Here is a 19,429-nt window from a genome sequence, read left to right on the forward strand (position 1 = left end):
ACCGGTCGGTTCAGAGCAGGGTCGCTTGCCGCATCCCCATGGACAGAACGTACATAGGCTCTATACCGAAGGGTCGGCGAAAAAGCTGCCGCTTCATCAACATGGGTCATGACTGCATCGTCGTCTACGCAGACAATGCCCACAATATCGGCGGCTTTGCAGCGATAGACAATATCCTTTGTCGTTAAGAGGTGGGTTGCGGGAATTGCAATGGCTCCCAGTTTGTGCAGAGCTAGCAGGGTGGGCCAAAACTCATAGCGCCGCTTCAGGATAAGCATGACCGGGTCCCCCTTGCGGATCCCCGCATGGTGCAGCACATTGGCGCTCCGGTCTGTAAGTTCCTTTAGCTGGCCATAAGTAAAAGTGGCCTCCGCACCCCGCTCGTCGCACCAGACCAGGGCAGGAGCATCGGGAGAACGGCGAGCCAATTCATCCATAACATCATAGGCAAAATTAAAATTATCTGGAATGGCAAGGCTAAAATGAGCAACAAAATCCTCATAGGAGGTAAATTCAGTTTTCGCCAGGTATTGTTCCAGGAGACTTTTCATGGGTGTATTCCTTTGTATGTTATAGGATTATAGCGAGAAAGCTGACCGGACTGCCGCCTAGAGCTTTCATACCATGAGGTTCAGAGGCGTCGAAATAGATAGAATCCCCCTCGCTCAGCTCTACTTCATGGCCTCCCACAGATATAAGCATTCTGCCCTGGAGTACATAATCGAATTCCTGCCCCGGATGACTGTTCAGCTCCAGAGGCCGCTGTTCCGATTCTTTTTCTATCCTGACAAGGAAGGGCTCTGCCTTTCGGTGCTGAAAATTGTATGCAAGGCTCCAGTATTGATAGGGACTTCGGCGCTTTACCTCAGGGCCCTTCCCGCTGCGGGTAACACTGTACGTATGGAGCCGCGGAGCTTGCCCGGTAATAAGCTCCGTAAGATCCACCGAGAAAAGACCGGCAAGCTCATAGAGCACCCCTACGGGGAAGTCGGCGCTGCCCCCCTCCCATTCCTGATAGGTTTTTACATCTACCCCAATATGTTTAGCCACCGTTTCTACCGAAAGACCTTTAATGTCCCGGAGGGCCCTAACACGCTCGGCAATTTCCTGTATTTTTTCATTCATGACAAACCCCTCACACAAGAGATATATTTCAGAGACTTTAATTATACTAAAGGATACGGCATGATGACGTAATTGTCCAGTCATTCTGGCATGAGGTTATTGCCACCAAGTACATAATGAAGGCCGCAGACCTTACTGAATAGTGCCCCGGAGCGTTCTAGCTAATTCTTTCCATACCACCTGGTCTGATTCTGAAAGAGCGGCAAATTGGTCCTGTTTCCCATAGGCAGAAAGATCGATGAAACGGTTCACCCGTTCAAGCAGCTTTTCAAATTTCTGTTCCTGGAACTGCTTGAGCCATAGAGGAATTTTTTTAGAAAGCCGCAGGAGGGCCTCATAGTGGGGGGCACAGAGCCCCTCTGAGGCGGTGAATTTCTTTTGTAGCTCCAATTCTTCGGGGCTCTGGCCCCTTGTCTCAGCGAGAAAACTGAGATATTCATTTTCGATTCTTTGCTGTTCCGCACAGACAGGACAAAGCGCCTTGGGTTTCCAGGCCTTGTTTTTTTTAAAAGATTCAATTCGGTCTTCTAAAATATCCCTGCCCAAGATTGCTACCGCGAGGCCGTCTCTAAAACTGCTTAAGTTTTTAGAATGTTCCCTGCAGAAGCCGCCAGCAGAGCGGTGGGCTGCCCGGAATGGTCGGTCAGAAATATGTTCAAAGAGCATATTGTCCAAGTATCGCCAGGTCCGATCAGTTACAATCCGGCAGAGGGGACAACCCTCTTCCTGGCAGGCCTTTTCCAGTTCAAAAAAGTTGATGTGCTTGTCTATGGCCATATACGTTTCCTAGGTTCTTGTTATGACAGTGCCGTCTGGGCGGCCAATAAAGACCTGAGGCCGTTTCTTAGTAAATAGGCCGTTCTCGACCACACCGGGAATCTGGTTTATCCGGTTTTCCATTTCTGCCGGATCGATTGGGGCAGCAAAACGAATATCCAGGAGGAGATTGGCATGTTCGGTGATGACCGGCCCTGCCTTCCGAACCGCTTCCCGGAGCGTCACTTGTGCCCCCAAGACTTCCAGGGCTCGCTGTACGGGGATGCGGGCTTCGGGAATTACCTCTATTGGTATCGGAAATTTCATACCTAACTGTTCCACGACCTTGGATTCATCAACTACTATCGCATATTCACGGGAAGCATAGGCTACAATTTTTTCTACGAGCAGGGCGCCGCCGCCGCCCTTGGTACAATAGTTTCGAGGATCCACCTCATCAGCCCCATCTATGGTCAGGTCAAGCTCACCGCCAATTTCTTTTGAGTTTAGGGTGTACAAAGGGATGCCCCACTGCTCGCAGGCAATAATAGTTTGGAAACTGGTCGGTACCGCCATAATATTTTGCAATTTTCCCTGCTGCATAAGTTCTCCTATATAATGCACCGCCGGTATGGCGGTAGAACCCGTACCGAGCCCCAGTTTCATACCGCTGTGAACCAGGGTGTCCACAGCCCTGCGGGCCACCAGTTGTTTTATCTCTTTCTGATCCATATTAAGCATCCTCCACAAAAACTATCGATTTGCACTATACTGTACATTGTGAATACATGCAACGACGAGTTTTTACTTGAGGCAACAAGTTATTTTGATGTACTCGAACAGATGCAGGATGGCATATTTATCGTTGACCGGGACTTTACGATCCGCTACTGGAATCCTGCTGCGGAGACTATTTTAGGGTACCCTGCGCGGGAAGTCTGCGGCTGGGCCTGTTCGACCCTGGGTCCCCTCTGCAAACGGGATGCATCTGGTAACCCGCTCTGCGGCGAAGGAATATGTCCCCTTGCTCTCTCAGTAAAGGGAGGTTATACCGGTCGTTACCCCAGCTATGTATTCATGAGAACCGCCGATGGTCGGGAAATCCCCCTCTCCCTTACCATGAGCACTTTGAAAAACAGGGAAGGCCAGGTAGTCGGCGGAATTGGGATGTTCCGGGACATGACCGAAGAATACGGCCAGCTCAAACTGGTCAGCGAAATACAAAAAAACATGGTGACCATTGAGCCCTTTGCGGTGGGACACCTGAGGATTAGTACATTATTTCATCCCTTAGAAGTGACTGGCGGTGATTTTGTAGAAGCTTTTAAGACCGATACGGGACTTTTAGTAGCATCCAGTGCCGATGCAACGGGGCATGGAGTATCGGCAGCCCTTTTTGCAATGATATATAAGACCCTGTTCCACAGCTGCCTCAAGAGCACCTATTCGCCTGCAAAAATGCTGGAGCTCATCAATAAGGATTTTGTCCAGACATCTACTGTCGAAGGGTACTATCTTACCGCTTCTATTATAGTTATGGATCCCAACAAGCGGACTGGATATTTTGCCAGCGCAGGACATCCCATGGCGCTGATTTTTAGGAAACGACACGGAGTCTTTGTTCCAGAACCCATACGAGAGCGGTCTTTTATGATTGGAATGGTAGAAAATTGCAAATACCAGGAAATTCCCTTTAGTCTCGATCCGGGGGATATCTTGTTCCTTGCCTCCGATGGGGTCTACGAAGCGGAAGATGAGAACGGACTTCCCTTTGAGATAGAAGGGGTCACCGCTTTTTTTGCAGACTGGACCACCGAAAAGGAAAGAGACCTGGAGGATCTCTATAGACTGCTTAAATCTCGCAACCCTATGGGGCAGCTTGCAGACGATGTCAGCGCTCTCATGATTGAATCAGACTCGTTGTAGGCCTAATCAGGGTATTCCTGGCCGGTAAATAGTAAAAATTGCAGTTTCGCCTGCCGTAACAGCATATCATAGCCGTTCAAGGTTTTGCAGCCCGCTTTTGCGGCCCGTTTCAGCATCTTTGTTTCTTCGGGCTTGTAAATGAGGTCCATCACTACTTCTTTGCCTCTAAACTTATATAGTTCAATGGGGTCTTCATCTATATTAGGCTCCATGCCTACTGAGGTAGTCTGTATGATGATGTCCCTATATCTATCCATAAGTTCTATACCACGGTTATCAAGTCCAGCCCAGGCAAAATTGAGGGGTTCAGCCACTTCTTTCGCTTTATACTGGGTCCTGTTCAGAATAAGCGCCCTGCCTTTGAGCCGATACACTTCGGCAGCCACAGCTTTTGCAACCCCTCCAGCACCTATGATGGTTACCCGTTTATTCCATAGGCTTTGTTTTCCTATGAAATGCAGGAGTGAATCGGAAAAGCCCTTAGCGTCTGTGTTATATCCAGCCCATCCCTGACTGGTTTTTACGAGGGTATTACAGGACCCGATACGTTCCACTTCGGAAGATCGCTGGGAACAGTAGGAAAGCACCGTTTCTTTATGGGGAACAGTAACTGAAAGGCCTTGGATGTCTAAGGTGTCTGCCAAACTAAAAAAGGAGGGAAGATCCTGTACAGGAAAAGGAATATAGACCGCATCTATTTTTTTCTCATCGTAGCCCCTATTATGAATCTGGGGACTCGAAGTGGCGGTTAAGGGGTAACCTATGATTCCATATACTTTTGTGTCCTTAGTAAGGGAACGGAACCGGTAGGTATCCACCAGTGTTTTTGGATCAAGCTGTCCGGGCCCTGCCACCTGGATGTCCGCATCGGAAGCGACCTCCACCAGGGGACTCGTAAAGCTAAGATGGGATCCAAGTTTTTCCGCGAGAATACGGGTGCTGACCCCATGGGGACCCATAGCGATTAAAATTTTATCTATATCCCTTGTCTGCTCAGCCACCTGATACAGTTTAGCCACATCCTCATAGCTTTGAGGCATCACCGCAGCCTTTGCTATTTCATCACCTGTTCTTCTCAGGCTCCGCAATTTCTGTTCTAGATCTGCATCGACCCCGTTGAAATTATGATAGGACCGGATAATTTTAGTACCAAAGGTTCGAGCCGCTTCCTCCAGGCTAGGCACATCCAGGTCATCTTCCAGGTCAACATAGGCAAAGTTGCGCCGCCGGTCCGTATCGGCAAACGCTAAGCCCGCCGCGAGTAGCACTATCCGGGCACCCTCTCCTTCTACAAAATTGCCGCCGTCTATTTTTCTGCGAACAGTTAATATAGTAGGAATACCTGCCAGGGCCGGGAAGCGGCGAATATAAAAGCGTTCATCGGGATCAAGAAAATCCACCCGCAGTTCAGCTACATCAATATAGGAACGATACCGATCAACAAGCTCCAAATCCTTAAGGATAGTCCTGCCGGTAAGACATAAACAAACCTTTGCCACCCTATGCTCCTTTGGCGAATTGATGCAATCGTTTTTTATTCCTTTGCATCAACTTTTTAAAAATCTGGACGGTATACATATAAAGAATGTACCGTATTAGACTCAGAAAAAAGCACCCGTAAACGGAGAGGCCACCCCCGGCTCGGGAGCCTGTATACCAGATAGGTATCTTGTTGGATAAGCGGTTCACCGAGAATAGCAAGCACCGTCTCTTTAGAATCCCCCTTTTTTAAACCGAATCCCTGAGGTATACTGATTTGCCATACCCGATTTTGATACCAATATAAATCTATACCATCATAACTAAAAACGACATCGTCCTGCCAGGGCTCCTGTCCCCGGACTGAATAGACAGCCAAGGGACTGCCAAACTGGGTAATGATACTTTGCAGGGTAGATCCGACAAGCCAGGATGGATCCTGCAGAAGATCCTGGCTCGCTCCAGAGGGAGCAGTCTGAGCAAAGAGGGCTGGATTACCGAATATCACAAAACAAGCAAGGCATAGGGCTGAAAACACAGGTTGCAATTTCATACCCCCTACTCTACCCGGCAACAGGATGTACCGCAATAGGTATGCAACTTTTCCTTTACAATTGGGTCATATGGTAGCACTATTAATATGTAGAGATACGAAGGGGTTGTTGCTATGGTACATTTAGAACACAGAACGCTGACCGACCTTGTGCAGGCTTCGGCATTACAATTTTCAAAAAGGACTGCCTTTTCCCTGTTTTCAGAGGGCACACTCACCCAAATAACAACCTATAGGGAATTTGGAGAACAAAGTCTTGGCATTGCCAGCATCCTTCAGCAGCTGGGAATAAAAAAGGGAGACCGGGTCATGCTGCTTGCCGAAAACCGGCCAGAATGGCCCATAGCGTATTTCGGAATTTCCTTAGCAGGAACAATTATTGTGCCCATATTGACCGATTTTATTGCTGAACATGTGGGGACCGTAGCAAAACATGCTGAAATTAGCGCAATTTGTGCCACAGAAAAAACCCTCGCTAAAATACAGGCTGCAGGAATTTCCGATGAGATTCCCATAATCCATATTGATACTATAGATGGCCGGGGCATCATGGTCTCTATAGGGGGGCAAAAAACCGCTATGACATTTCAGCAGATAAGCCCCTACAGAGCCGAAGAAGAGGAAGTTGCTACCATTATATATACATCAGGCACAACCGGCAGCAGTAAGGGGGTTATGCTGAGCCACCGGAACCTTGTTTTCGAAGCCCAGGCGTGCAGAAGTATTATCAAAATATACCCCCGGGATCGTTTCCTATCGGTGCTGCCCCTGGCTCACACCTATGAATGTACTATTGGTATGATTATCGCCGTTATAAATGGTGCAAGTACCACCTACCTTGGGAAGCCTCCAACACCAGCCATCCTCATGCCCGCGCTGGAACTGGTGCGGCCGACCATAATGCTCACCGTCCCCCTTATTATCGAAAAAACCTATCGCACCAAAATTAAGCCCGCCCTGGAAGCCCATCCTTTATATAAACTGCCTTTCACACGGCCCATAGCGATTAAAGCTGCAGGGCAGAAGCTTTTAGGAGCCTTCGGCGGAGCGGTGCGGTTCTTTGGTATTGGAGGAGCCGCCCTTGCCGCTGATGTGGAAGAATTCTTACAAAAAGCAGGCTTTCCCTATGCCATCGGCTACGGACTCACAGAGACAGCACCCCTCCTTGCAGGCGCTCCGCCCTTTAAATCGGTGCTTCGTTCTACAGGACCGGCCCTTAAAGGAGTTGAACTGCGAATAGTCGACCAGAATGGGAATATTGTAGGCGGAATGGGAGCCCCAAAGGACGCAATTGAACATGCCGAGGGAGAAATACAAGCCCGAGGACCTAATGTGATGCTGGGATACTACAAAGACCCAGAAAAAACCGCAGAGGTTTTTACCAGCGACGGTTGGTTTAAAACCGGCGACCTGGGCAGTATGGACAAAAAAGGTCGCTTATTCATTCGGGGCAGACTAAAAGCAATGATTCTTGGCCCCACAGGAGAAAACATTTACCCAGAGGAAATTGAAAGCATCCTCAATTCTTCCGGATATGTAGAAGATTCACTGGTCTATGCTACCGAAAAAGGAGAACTAGTCGCCCTTGTCGTGCTTAATGAAAAAGCAAAAACCATGTTTGCAGCGGCTCAGGATATGATCCAGGAAACAAGTCATAACGTTGGCGATGCTATCCATGCTTTGGGAACATCGGCCCAGCATGCAGCCCAGGGAACAGTGGCAGGGGTCCAGCATCTATTGCAGGACCTGAAAAATACCACCAACAAGCGGCTTGCCGGTTTTTCTAGGATTCACCGGATAGAGATCCAGGATGAACCCTTTGAGAAAACCGCTACCCAAAAAATTAAGCGGTTTCTCTATCCAAAAAAGAAATCTTAACTATGGCAGCAGTACGGCCGCTGGAAGAACGGTTTGTCATAAAAGCCAGCCTCCGGGTTGCCCGACGGGTAGATGGTGTTTTTTCAAGTTTGCAGCATGTCCCATTTCTGCGATCCCAGGATAAGACCGAATTTCGTTACTTTAAGCAGCTTTTCCTTTCTGCGCTGGAAAAAATTGACCAGCGTATTATTTTAGGAGAAATTGAACCTTGGAGCAGAAACGAGATTAAAGCTCTGAAAGAACAAGTGGAAAGTTGCCTGCCTTGCCATGGAATAAACAAACCGATCCAGCGCTGTGTCGTCATGAACCGCCGGTGCCTCAGGATCGGTATCTTTATTGGTTCCTTTGACCCCTTTCAGATGACCCATTTGGAAACAGCTTTACGAGCCCTGGCACGGGCAGTTCCTCCCGTGGATGTAGTATTTGCAATTCCAGAAGGTGCCTACTCTTCACTGAAACCGGGTAGATCCGACTATGATTATCGCTTTGATATTTTAAGGAGACAGATAGAGGATGCATTCCGGCCCTTTGTCATACCGGTGAATATCGGCAAAAAGGCGGATACAATAGAAATCATTAGCAGAATCATACAGATACTATGCGGATACAATCTTGAGCTTACTCACATTTTAGGTTCCGATGTTTTCCCCTTTGCGGCTCAATGGTACGAAAAAGATTTAGCCATTTGGCAGCCTATCGCAGCTGCTCATAATGTAAACCTCCATTTTAGAGCCTTTGTGGTGAAACGAAAAAAAGAAGATCATCTTAAAAAGCACATAGCCCAGGCAATAGCTCAAGGAGTTCCCGTACAGGTAGATCCAAAACCAATCGGAACCCCCTCCTCTACCCATGTACGAGAACGGGGGGTCTTTACCATTATTTTCCCAACCCTTGATGTTATCGAAAAACTGGAAGTGGTGTTCCGATACGGCATGCACCGGCACTGGCTGACCGGCGAAGCCCAGCCAGACTATGAAATATAGCTCGCCCTATTGAGTTACTTCTTCCCTCAGCAGTTCCCGGTTCAACACCGAAAGGATAAGGACCGTTCCCTTTGGAACCTGGTAAGGAACCGTAAAGGTCCCGCCGGGGTGGTTGACCGCGAGAATTCGTCTCCGCTCGCCGCTGGGAAGCAGGGCATCCAGCTTAACCTCCAGCGGATAGGGGTATTCGGGAAGCGTTTTGCTGAAAAGCCCGAAGACTTCCCCTTCAGGGACCTTAGCGGGAGCCGCCACAACCAGGTCAAGCCGGGTATTGGCGGCCACAACGGTCTGCCCCGCCGGCAGCTGCGATACCACCGTACCAGGATTTTCGCGGTTCTGGACCGGCCGAACGGAAAATACAAACCAGACACCGGATTGGCGGATGCGGTCCAGCGCATCCTGCACCGGAAGCCCTACCAGATCGGGCACCTTGATCATTGCATTTTCAGGACCGCGGCTAACGACAAATTCAAGGCGGACCGGGCCATCGATATCGGTGCCCGGCTCAGGCTTTTGTTCCAAAATAGTACCGGCGGGCTGGGATGAATAGGCGTAGAGTGGCGGCTCCCGGAGGCTCAGGAAAGACTTTGTGGAAGATGAAAACAGGGTCTGCAAATGCATTTTAACATCATCCAGATTCTGGCCGACGTAATTTTCGACCTTGTCTACCACCATGCCCCGGCTTACCACCAGTTTTATTCTCCTGCCGGCCTTAACAATAGTTCCCGGACCGGGATCCTGTTCAAGGATCGTACCTTTGTCTGAGGGGTTATTAGAATAACGGAGCTGAATCTTCGGATACAGTTCCTTTGCTTGCATCTCAAGCAATGCCGCAGTGAGATCCTTGCCAACTACCTGGGGAACCATGGTCTGTTCTGCACCACGGATAGCCAGCATAAACACGGTAACCGCAACGAGGGAAATAAAAACCAACATGGCAATAACAGCGGAAACAAAGAACCGCAAATGGTTACCCACATAGGTCTCAATTGCATCAAAATCTATATCGAGGTCGAATCGATTAAAAAGCCGCATACTGTGAACCCCTTATTCCAGTTTGGAACCGATAAAGTGTTTTGCGCCATTAAGAAAGGAAGCCCAGTCCAGGGCTTTCTTTGTAGCATACTGGAGCCGCTGAACCGCAAGCAGGCCCTCTCCTGTTTGTACCAATATACCAGCCTTTTTGTCTATGCCCAGCACCGTACCAGGGATCCCCTGGCCAGGCATTACAGGCATAAGATCGGTATCCGGCATGGAGATAGGAAAAGCATCGAGAATATAGAGAACCTGACCGGCATGATGGGTAGCGCAGAGCGGCCAGGGAGTGTAGGCACGGATTTTAGCATCAATATCGATGGCCTTTTGCTCCCAATCTATCCAGCCATCATCTTTAGAAATGATAGAACAATAGGTTGCCTCTGCATCATTTTGGGGTCTTCTTTCCACTGTACCCTCAGCAAAGCTTCGTAAAACAGGAAGCAGCATCTCTGCCCCCCGTACCGCAGCCCAGCGGCTTAAAGATTCGGTGGTTTCCCGGCCGGAAAGCTCTATCCGTTCCTGGGCTAGAATATCACCCGCATCCATCTGTAAAGCCAAGGTTTGTATTGTAATACCTGTTTCGTGGTCCCGGTTCAGGAGAGCCGCGGGAATAGGAGTTGCGCCGCGATATTTGGGGAGCAGAGACGGATGAATATTAACTCCACCCTTAGGAAAAAGACTTAAGAATTTGGGGCCAAAAATGTGACCATAGGCATACGAAACAAGCAAATCCGGCTGTAGAGAAGCAATCTGCTCCCGCACCTCGCCAATAAGCTTTTCCGGCTTAAGAATCACAAAGGGAGTCTTGCCCTGTCCCCGAAGTTCTTCCTGCAATACAGATGCACGAGCACCGACCTCGGTGGGTTCCAGTGTTCCCTTGCGGCCCTTGCGGCTGTCTGGATTGGTTAATACCGCAACAAGCTCCAGGTCCTTATCGTTTATCTGGGCGTTCACCAGGGTTTCGAGGGTCGGGACCGCAATCTGGGGACTACCTGCAAACACCAACCGCATTATTAGGCCCGCATTTTCTTATCATACAGAGCGACAAGTCGGTTCCGTTTCGGTACCGACAGACGGTCTATGAATAAGATACCTTCCAAATGATCATATTCATGCTGGATGACCCGGGCGAGAAGCCCTTCTGCGTCCAAAGTAAAGGGGCGTCCCCGTTCATTCCATGCCTGTATGGTTACCTTTTCCGGCCTCGTCACATCAGCATACATTCCGGGGATGGAAAGGCAGCCCTCTTCATACTGTGAAGTTTCAGGAGAAGTCCCAATAATTGTCGGATTGATAAAGACCCGCGGGCTTTCTCCATCAATATGAACCACAAAAATTCGCTGCAAGAGGCCGACTTGGGGGCCCGCAAGCCCAATTCCCCGACCCCGGTGCATAGTTTCTATCATTTCCTGGGCAAGGGCTTTGACCGTGTCGTCTATATCCTGAAGGGGCAGCGCTTTTTGGCGCAATACGTCGTTTCCAAGTGTAACAATTTCCATAACTCTATATTACTTTAAAAATAAGGCACAGACAAGGCGCTGGAGCTCAGAGACGTCCTGTGGAGAGGGCCTCAAAACCAGTTAGGGCTCGCTCAAAATGGCAAATTTCCGCCTTACCGCTGCTCCCGTTTCATCAACTACGGTAAGAATATGCTCTCCCAAACCAGGACGGATCTCAATCTGATGGATTGACCGTGTAGATCCCACATATTGGTCATCTAAATGCCAAAAGAGCACCGCATCTGCCCTGCGGTGAGTGGCGGTACACACAAGCTGGCCAGGCCGGCCGTCCAGCTCTACCGGGATATAGATAGCGCTGTTAGATTCGGGGCTCACAATCGCTATTTCTGTTGATGAACGTCCATTCTGGGAAACAGCCTGTTCCGGAGTATAGGGAGGCAGGCCCTGATAGGTAAGGTTCCATCGCTTGTAAAAATATTCTTCCGCCGGCGGTAGCACAAAACGTTTTTCGTATTGTACTGCCTCGTTCATTCCTGCTCCTATGGCAAGACGGTGCGTTCCGTCCGCCGACAAAGCTACGGTCATACAATAGTGGCAGCTTTCTTTTCGCGGAGCAAGACGCGGGATATAGGCGAGCCGGCTTTCCTTGCAGTTTGGGCTGAGGGGAAGCCCAGACAGAGCACAGACTTCTACTGGCACCAGATCTTCGTCGGGCCGGGAAAACCAGCTCGTCTGGGGCAAGGCGGAAAAGAGCTCCCACATAACCGGCGCAGCGGTCAAGGAGCCCTGCAGCTCAGCCCTCCCCTCGCCGGAAGCGTTGCCTATCCACACACCGACTGTATATTCAGGGGTGGTACCAATTGACCAGGCATCCCTAAAACCAAAGCTCGTACCAGTTTTCCAGGCAACCTTGCGGGAGCTGGAAAAGAGCTCCCAGGCACCGTCTTCTCCGGGCCGGTTAACCATGGAAAGGGCTTCCAGCGTAAGCCAGGCGGCTCCTCTGGAAAGGGGCTGGGATGTCGTGATTCCTTTTCTGTTATCTCTCGAATAATGGGCAGGGAAAAATGCTCCCTTCGCATCATCATTGAGTGCCCGGCGGGCAAGTCCCGCATAAACCGCCGCGCTGTCCCAGAGGGTTACCTCTGCGCCTCCCAGTACGAGAGGGAGCCCGTATTCGTCTCCGGGTCGGAACAGGGTAGAAAAGCCAAGGCTGCGCAGAAGCCGGGCAAATCGGTCTACTCCATAGATACGCAATTCCCGTACCGCCGGAATATTCAGTGAACGGGCAAGTGCCTGATCGGCAGGAAGAGCACCAAGATAGTTTTTCGTAAAGTTTTCAGGGTTATAGCTCCCAATTCTCGTTGGTATGTCGCTTACCAGTTCAAAAGGCAGCAGTTCTCCCGAATCGAGCATGGCTGCATAGAGGAAGGGTTTCAGGAGACTGCCTGAACTCCGAGGCGCGCTGATTATATCTACCGAACGGCCGTAAGCGACAGTTTCTTCGGTGGCAAACACATTGCCCACATAGGCAAGTACCTCGCCATTTTTTGTATCAAGGATAATACAAGCCCCATTCATGACCGCGTTCCGGGAAAATTGCTGGATATAACGTTCTAGAATTTCTGAAGCCCTTTGCTGCAATCGGCTATCTAAAGTACTGTATATGAGGGAACTCCCCGTTTCTCTTACCGCCCGGACTAACAGATGGGGAGCAATCCGGGGCAGGTTTTTTGGGGGCCCAGGCAGGTTTTCTTGCAGAGCTAAATAACAGGTTTCCCGATCTATAATTCCTAGAGCTAAAAGCCGACGCAGGAGGGTATCCCGTTTTTCCTGCAGGAGTTTTCGATTCGCTCCGGGATGCACGAGGCCAGGATTATTTGGCAATACCGCTAAGGTAGCCGCTTCGGCCCACGAAAGATCCTTTGAGCCATGGGCAAACCAGCGCCAGGACGCAGCTTCCAGACCAACCACGTTGCCACCAAAGGGAGCATGGGCACTATAGAGGGCGAGAATATCCTTTTTAGAAGATGAAAACTCAAGCCGGAGCGCCAGAAGCACTTCCACTACTTTTTCCATGAAAGTCCGCGGGCGGTTCCCTCTCATGAGACGGACCGTCTGCATGGTGAGGGTAGATCCACCGGAGACAACCCGGCCTTGTTTTATATTGATACGTACTGCCCGGAACAACGCAAGTGGATCAATGCCTGGATGCAGATAAAATCGACGGTCTTCGAACACCCGCAGGGCAGTAGTGAATTTAAGGTTTACCGGCCCTGCCAGCGGAAGTCGCCATTGGCCGTCCGGAGCTACCTGTGCGCCCAAAAGTTCGCCGTGCCTATCATACAACACCGGTGAATAGGGTGCAGTGAAAAGCGGATCTGGCAGGGACAATAAAAAGATAAGGAAAATCGTTCCGAAAGCCGCCCAGACAACCGCAGCAGAGTATTTTTTACGGCTGTCATGGCGAATTAAACGGAGCTTGAGAGCGAAAAGGGCAATTAAGCTCCGGAGTTGTCCACCCTCCGGAGCTGCAATGCGTTTTAATACAGGCAAAAGCTTCATTGAATCAAATTCTTTTTCCCCTTGGGCGCCTGGTTTGTTTTTTCTAGCTGCCCTGGAGCTTGATCGGCGATACGTCTTCCCGGTTCTACAGCCCGAATGCTTTCATCATACATGGCGTAAGCATGAATAGCAGGAATAAAATAGAGGCCTCCATAGGTTCGGTTCACCCGGAATCGCACAACCTTTTCTTCCCCTGCTAATAGATCCAAATAAGAAAGGATGCGGTCGTCCCGGATATCCTGGTATTTTATAGGATTAACCGTCGGTTCTGAATCCGCATCGTACACCTTGGCAAGCCGATAATTCATGAGTTCCCAGGCAGCCGGCAGGGGATGCACCAGGGCTAGTTCTTTGAGATCTCGGCTTGTCGTGTTTTTAAGAGAAACCGCAATTTCCATATCCGAGCCTAAGGGCAGCAGTGAAGGATCTATCGGTTTACCTTCCAGGGTATAGTAGGAAACCGAAAGGGCTAAGCCCTGCCTGATTGCAGGTTCCAAGCCTTCGGCAGGAATACCCCGTGCAACGAGCCGGACGTACATATTCTGCTTTGATGTATTTTTTACCTCCAAAGCCCCAGAATCTGCAGCATTCATACTGAGCACCAGCGTTTCTAAGGGTGTTTTAAAACTCCGGCTCCGGCTGACACCCTGGAATGAACATTCAACCGACATCGTTTCGCTGTCGCTCGTTTTACCCATAAGCGGCAGTACCGCGATGAGTGCATAGGCGGTTTCCTGGGTAGAGAGCCAGTTTTTAGACGACAGGATTTCTGCTATTTCACTTAAAAGCGAAGATGCCCGGCCGTAATCTTCGGTAATCACGAGGCTTTCCAGCATCATTGCCTTATCCCGGAAACTGGAACCAAAATTGCCGGAAAGATCCCGGTATTTTTGTACATTGAATCCCAGATTACGCATCATATTGCGGGCAATATCACGCTGTCCCGCATACCAGTAGGCCGCAGCAAGACGCCATGCCACAGGATCATCGAGCTTGTAGGTTTCCTTAAGCCGGTTCATCGATCCTAAATCAGGCTTTCCAGCCAAGGCGAGGGTATACAGCCGATAGGCCTGTTCTAACTGTTGGTCATATCCGGAAGCAGACCAGGCTATAGCCTTCTTTTTTTGGTATTCGACCCATTTATCAATGAGATAATCAGGCACTTGGTAGCCGGAGCGACGGGCTTCTACTAAGAAGTGGCCCGCATAGTTAGTTCCCCAAGGGTTTACCTCTCCTTGGCCGGGCCAATAGGAGAAACCGCCATCGGGGGTTTGGAAGGACTGGAGCCGTTCTATACCGGCGATGACATTAGATCTCACATCAGACCGTTTCTGGCTATCGAGCTGCATAACCTGTTCCAGATAGAGCTGGGGGAATACCGCGCTTGTGGACTGCTCAATACAGCCATGGGGATACTGGATCAGGAAGGCCAGCCGATTGTCGAGACTGATCGGCGGGATCCGCGAAAGCTCTAGGCTCACCTGGTTAGTACCAGAAACACCGGGCAGTTGGACCTGTTCTTTCCAGGACTCCCCACCTTTTAGCATCTTGGTCCAAGTTTGGGTTACCGGTACGGCGGTGGAACGCACCATAAGGTCCACTTGGTGCGTCGCCAGGGGAAGTCCCGCTGCTTCCGCAGTGATCGTACATGAAAGGGGGCCTACTGAGTTCCCTGCCACAAGCTGGAAATAGACCACATTGTCGCTCGATGCCTCCAGCGTAAGCTGCTGGTCCGCCGCCCCTTTAAGACTGCCGTTCCCGCTTACCTTGCAGCGCACCGTAACCGGAACTTTACCGCTGGTATAGTTAAATACTGAAACAGGGACCGTTATTTCATCCTGAGGAGAGAGGAAACGGGGCAGCGTACCAAGAACCATCAAATCTCCCTTTACAGGGACCGACCGCTCTGCTACACCATAGGCCCCCTTGATGCCGGCGACAACCATGATGCGCAGGGCCCCCACATACTGGGGAATTTCGAAGGTTTCGGTCCTGCTTTCTCCTGCTTTTAAAGTAACAGGGCCAAAGTAACGGACCACCGGCTTAAAGCGCTGTACCTTCCGGTTGCTGCCCCCAAACCCGTCATCGCCGCCGCCAATAGCTAACAGAGTTTGGAGACTGCCTGCATAGGCTCCGATAACATCGTCATAAAGATCCCAGGATTTTACCAAAGACGCTTCTTTTTTATAGAAGGTTGAACGGGGATCAGGCATGGTATATCGGGTAAGCCCTAAAAGACCTTCATCTACGACGACAGCGGTGTAGGTCATCGGCCTGCCAGAAGCTTCTTTGACGGTAAAAGAAGCTGTACTCATGGGTTTCCAGGTATCATCGGAGGTGATCAGCGGCTTAAGTATGGTAGCTGGATCTTCAACCATAACAGGAAGAACCCCATACAAGCGTATGGGCAGATCATTAATGGTCTGCAGATGTTCCTGAAGCATACTAACATGAACATATACGTTAGGCGCCATAGAGGATTCTGCCCGCAATTCGTAGGTTGTGGTACCCTTAACACAGCTAATCTGTTCTTGTTTTATAATTTTTCCGCCCTTTTCAAGAGCCACAATCGCAGAAGCTTTTTCATTGGAGGGGAAACTCACTTTTATTGTATCGCCGACCCTGTACTGGGTTTTATCGGTGCTCAAGGTCAGCATCGCTGCAGCGCCCTGGCCATCAGCCTGAGCCCTGCCGGCCCAGCCCGGCCAATCGATATAGACGACCTTGGCTGCTGCGTGTCCCCCCTTAGGATCCTGAACGGTCACCAGATACCTGCCCCATTCAGGATATTTAACCATAAACTTCCAGGATCCCCTGCCATCCGAAATAGTTACATTAGCCTTTGTAAGAGGTATACGGGAAAGAGCTTCCTGGAAGCTAGCCGGTTCATCAGATCCCTTCTCCCACCACCAGCGCCACTTGAGTTTATAAATTGAACAGGTAAGGGTGACTTTTTCCTTTACCAAATTGCCGTCCTTGTCCAGAAGGACAATGTCTACCGGGTGTTCCGTGTCGGTTAGGAGCATGCCTCGGGCCGCATCCCCCTTGGGGAGTTTTATACCCACATAACGGGAATAGGGAGAAAAATCTGCTGCAACCTGTTCCGAAGAAAAAACGCCTGTCGGCTCGAACACCCGGGTCATAAATTGGGCTTGCAATAGTCCAGGCACAGCCTCTCCCGGAGACAAGTTCACGGCAAATTCCGCCTGGGCATTTGCATCAAGCTTACCCTTAAAAAGCATTTGCCGTTCGGAAGAAACAGTCCTGCTCGGATCCCTGAAAATGTAATCCGTATAGGTAGAAAAATTCTTTCCCGTATCTGCAAATACCACCGAGACATCCGCATCCAGATTCGGAGCCGGAGCGCCATGCAGCCAGGCTGCGGAAAGTTTATACGTTGTTGGCTGCGTATCCAGAATGGTTTCTTTTCCTGTATTTAAGGTCATTTTAAGCCGGTTTGGCATAACCATTTCAATCTTAAGCGGTTTGGTAAAGGTACTCCCGCCAACCTTTACCCGGCTTATCCAGGTGCCGGTGGGAGCATCCTCTGCGGTCGAGGTTTGCATGGGATAAAAACCATTAACCGAGGCGGTATAGGTCTGGGTGCTGACAATACGGCCCAGGGGATCTTCTAATTCAAAAACCACCGGGTGGTTAGGCGGGAGTACTGCGTTCGGATCATGGAGAAGGAACGTGAGATAGATTGTATCTCCGGGCCGCCAAACTCCCCGTTCGCCATATATAAAACCCTTAAAGCCCGCAGCGGGTGAATCTCCTGAAATATCAAAATGACTGACCGCCAGAGCATTACCCGGGTCCAGTTTAAGGTAACCACGGCCAGCGGCTCCTTCGGCGATTAAAAATGCCGGATCCTGCAGGGATTTCAGCATAAGCATGCCGTCAGGACCGGTTGTTCCCTTGGTAAGTTCCCTGTTCTGGTAATTAATCAGCCGGACGACCGTATTTGCCAAGGGCTTTGTGGTACGCAGGTCTGTGGCCACCACAAGCCAGGAGCTGTCTACGGACTTTTTTGCCAAAAGTCCTACATTAGAAACGAGAACATTACGGCCAGCGGTTATATTATGGTCATAAAAGGGCATATAAAAGGCTGGATGACAGGGATCCTTGCGGTAATTATAGTAGTTCTGCCGTTCTTCCCAGTCTCCTTCCCAATAATCCCAGTAACTAGATTCACCATCCGTATTCTTATCCAGAGCAGGAAGCTCATCGGTGGGGAATTTCAGGCTGGAAAAATCTTCGTGGCCAGCAGAACATTCATAGCGTATATGCTGCTTGCGGAAAGTGATGCGCAGCCGGAACAGTTCGCCCGGATAGGCCTTTGCAAGTTCGCTGACATCCAGGCCATGTCGGATCCACTTGTTTTTATCGCTGCTATTCCAGGTTAAATCTACGTTCTTAGTCCAAACAGGTTCACCAACCCGGTACAATTCCCGGTCTCCATCCATCTGGTTGACCTGCAAGAATTGGATCATATTGCTGCTATGCACCTTGTAGGCTTCCACAATAAGGCCCGCGAGGTTTTTAGTCTCTATGACTACGGTGGATCCCTGATCGGTGGGCAGGATGGTGCCCTTTCCTACAAAGCGATATTCAGGTAGATCCCAGCTATCAGAGACCGTATATGCCACAGGCTTGGCCAAGGGGCGGCCATTTTCATCAGTAAGATCCCGAATACGGAGTTCTGTTCCTGGGGTCAGTGCTTCTGTTCCATACACTCTGGCTATATTGCCCTCAACAGCATACCGTACCTTTGTTTCCGCACCGGCCGATACCAATTGCACATAGCTTCTGAGATCCTGGCCCTTTTTAATCGGCTGCGAAAAAACCACATCCAAACCAGTTTTAGAATCTGGGATAGGACGAATATCCAATACTTCAAATTGATTTGCAGAACTAAGCGAGATAGTTTTGCTGCCCTGTACAGGGGCCCCAATGATTTTTCCATTCCAAGAAAGCCGAACCTGGGACATTTTGTCAGAACGTTTGAGCCCCTTAAATGCGAAACGATGTTCACCCTCACGATGTTCACCCTCACGATGTTCCCACCGGATCCCGTCGAGGCCGGAATATCCTAGGCTTTGCTCAATTTTACGATTATTTTCCCCCTTATCGGTAAGAACCGTACCGGAAACATAAACTAGCCCATCACTGGCAATACTGATAGGATTCAGCGCTACCTGATAAGCCGGCAGATCGGTTTCGAACTGGAACTGAAAGGCTTCGCCTTCCCGGGATGCGCGAGCCTCAGCAATTTTAGAACTGAGTTTGCTGGGAAACACCTGAACCGTATACCGCGTTCCGCCAGGCAAAATACGGCGCGGAGCAAATACCAGGGTATGTTCATCCTGCCAGGAAAGAGTCCCATCTACAAAGGGTTCTATTTTCATTGCATCCTGAGGGATTGGCTTGGAGGTGTCAAAGTCTGAAACGAACTCAATCCTGATACTTTCGGTACGGCCGATGGTTGGCCCTGAAAGGGCCGAAACAAGACGCGGATTGGGGGCCGAAAGAGACACAGGTTTTGCAGCACAGCCCACAAAGAGGGAAATAACAAAAACCACAATAAATTGAGGAAAGCATACTGCACGGGAGGCATCGGTTCGAGAAAGAGAAGACATGATTGCTCCTAATGTTTTAATAGAAGCAAT

At 49.9% G+C, this 19,429-nt stretch carries 14 protein-coding genes; 3 read left to right on the forward strand and 11 right to left on the reverse strand.

The window, feature by feature from the left end; genetic code table 11:
* The 4 genes from Q7P68_RS10135 to rpiA all read right to left on the reverse strand — a co-directional run.
* Positions 1-551 (reverse strand): AMP-binding protein (locus Q7P68_RS10135; RefSeq protein ID WP_304225294.1); only part of this gene is annotated, 551 nt, incomplete at its 3' end.
* A gap of 19 nt (positions 552-570) precedes the next feature.
* Positions 571-1,125 (reverse strand): helix-turn-helix domain-containing protein, encoded by a 555-nt coding sequence (locus tag Q7P68_RS10140; RefSeq protein WP_304225296.1) that lies wholly within the window; start codon positions 1,123-1,125, stop codon positions 571-573.
* Positions 1,126-1,257: 132 nt separating this feature from the next.
* Positions 1,258-1,902: a DUF6062 family protein gene (locus tag Q7P68_RS10145; protein ID WP_304225298.1), complete on the reverse strand. Its 645-nt coding sequence runs from the start codon at positions 1,900-1,902 to the stop codon at positions 1,258-1,260.
* 9 nt (positions 1,903-1,911) lie between these two features.
* The gene (rpiA, locus tag Q7P68_RS10150; RefSeq protein WP_304225300.1) at positions 1,912-2,613 is read right to left on the reverse strand and encodes a ribose-5-phosphate isomerase RpiA; all 702 of its coding nucleotides are present in this window, start codon (positions 2,611-2,613) and stop codon (positions 1,912-1,914) included.
* A 48-nt stretch (positions 2,614-2,661) separates the two neighbouring features.
* On the opposite strand from rpiA, the gene Q7P68_RS10155 reads away from it, so the two are divergent.
* Entirely contained in the window at positions 2,662-3,807 is a 1,146-nt protein-coding gene (locus Q7P68_RS10155) for a SpoIIE family protein phosphatase (RefSeq protein WP_304225302.1), read from the forward strand.
* Between the two features lie 2 nt (positions 3,808-3,809).
* Here Q7P68_RS10155 and aroE read toward each other — a convergent pair whose 3' ends face one another.
* On the reverse strand, positions 3,810-5,306 hold the full coding sequence (gene aroE, locus Q7P68_RS10160; RefSeq protein ID WP_304225304.1) for a shikimate dehydrogenase: 1,497 nt from the start codon (positions 5,304-5,306) through the stop codon (positions 3,810-3,812).
* A 56-nt stretch (positions 5,307-5,362) separates the two neighbouring features.
* Positions 5,363-5,839, reverse strand: a complete 477-nt coding sequence (locus tag Q7P68_RS10165) for a hypothetical protein (protein ID WP_304225305.1) — start codon at positions 5,837-5,839, stop codon at positions 5,363-5,365.
* Positions 5,840-5,953: 114 nt separating this feature from the next.
* Between Q7P68_RS10165 and Q7P68_RS10170 the strand changes: the two genes are divergently transcribed.
* Both Q7P68_RS10170 and Q7P68_RS10175 read left to right on the forward strand, forming a co-directional pair.
* Positions 5,954-7,717 carry an AMP-binding protein gene (locus Q7P68_RS10170; protein ID WP_304225307.1) on the forward strand — a complete coding sequence of 588 codons (1,764 nt, stop codon included), beginning with the start codon at positions 5,954-5,956 and terminating at the stop codon, positions 7,715-7,717.
* A 2-nt stretch (positions 7,718-7,719) separates the two neighbouring features.
* Positions 7,720-8,700: a nucleotidyl transferase family protein gene (locus Q7P68_RS10175; protein WP_304225309.1), complete on the forward strand. Its 981-nt coding sequence runs from the start codon at positions 7,720-7,722 to the stop codon at positions 8,698-8,700.
* A 6-nt stretch (positions 8,701-8,706) separates the two neighbouring features.
* On the opposite strand, the gene Q7P68_RS10180 is transcribed toward Q7P68_RS10175, so the two are convergent.
* From Q7P68_RS10180 to Q7P68_RS10200, 5 genes are all read right to left on the reverse strand, one after another.
* On the reverse strand, positions 8,707-9,735 hold the full coding sequence (locus Q7P68_RS10180; protein ID WP_304225311.1) for a PASTA domain-containing protein: 1,029 nt from the start codon (positions 9,733-9,735) through the stop codon (positions 8,707-8,709).
* A gap of 12 nt (positions 9,736-9,747) precedes the next feature.
* Positions 9,748-10,749 carry a methionyl-tRNA formyltransferase gene (gene fmt, locus Q7P68_RS10185; protein ID WP_304225313.1) on the reverse strand — a complete coding sequence of 334 codons (1,002 nt, stop codon included), beginning with the start codon at positions 10,747-10,749 and terminating at the stop codon, positions 9,748-9,750.
* A 2-nt stretch (positions 10,750-10,751) separates the two neighbouring features.
* Positions 10,752-11,237, reverse strand: a complete 486-nt coding sequence (gene def, locus Q7P68_RS10190) for a peptide deformylase (protein WP_304225315.1) — start codon at positions 11,235-11,237, stop codon at positions 10,752-10,754.
* An 81-nt stretch (positions 11,238-11,318) separates the two neighbouring features.
* The gene (gene pbpC / locus Q7P68_RS10195) at positions 11,319-13,760 is read right to left on the reverse strand and encodes a penicillin-binding protein 1C (RefSeq protein ID WP_304225317.1); all 2,442 of its coding nucleotides are present in this window, start codon (positions 13,758-13,760) and stop codon (positions 11,319-11,321) included.
* The gene (locus Q7P68_RS10200; protein WP_304225319.1) at positions 13,757-19,399 is read right to left on the reverse strand and encodes an alpha-2-macroglobulin family protein; all 5,643 of its coding nucleotides are present in this window, start codon (positions 19,397-19,399) and stop codon (positions 13,757-13,759) included. Before Q7P68_RS10200 ends, pbpC begins: the two co-directional genes overlap by 4 nt.
* Positions 19,400-19,429: the final 30 nt, after the last annotated feature.

Origin of the sequence: Gracilinema caldarium, assembly GCF_029265695.1 — a bacterium.
Lineage (GTDB): Bacteria > Spirochaetota > Spirochaetia > Treponematales > Breznakiellaceae > Gracilinema > Gracilinema caldarium_A.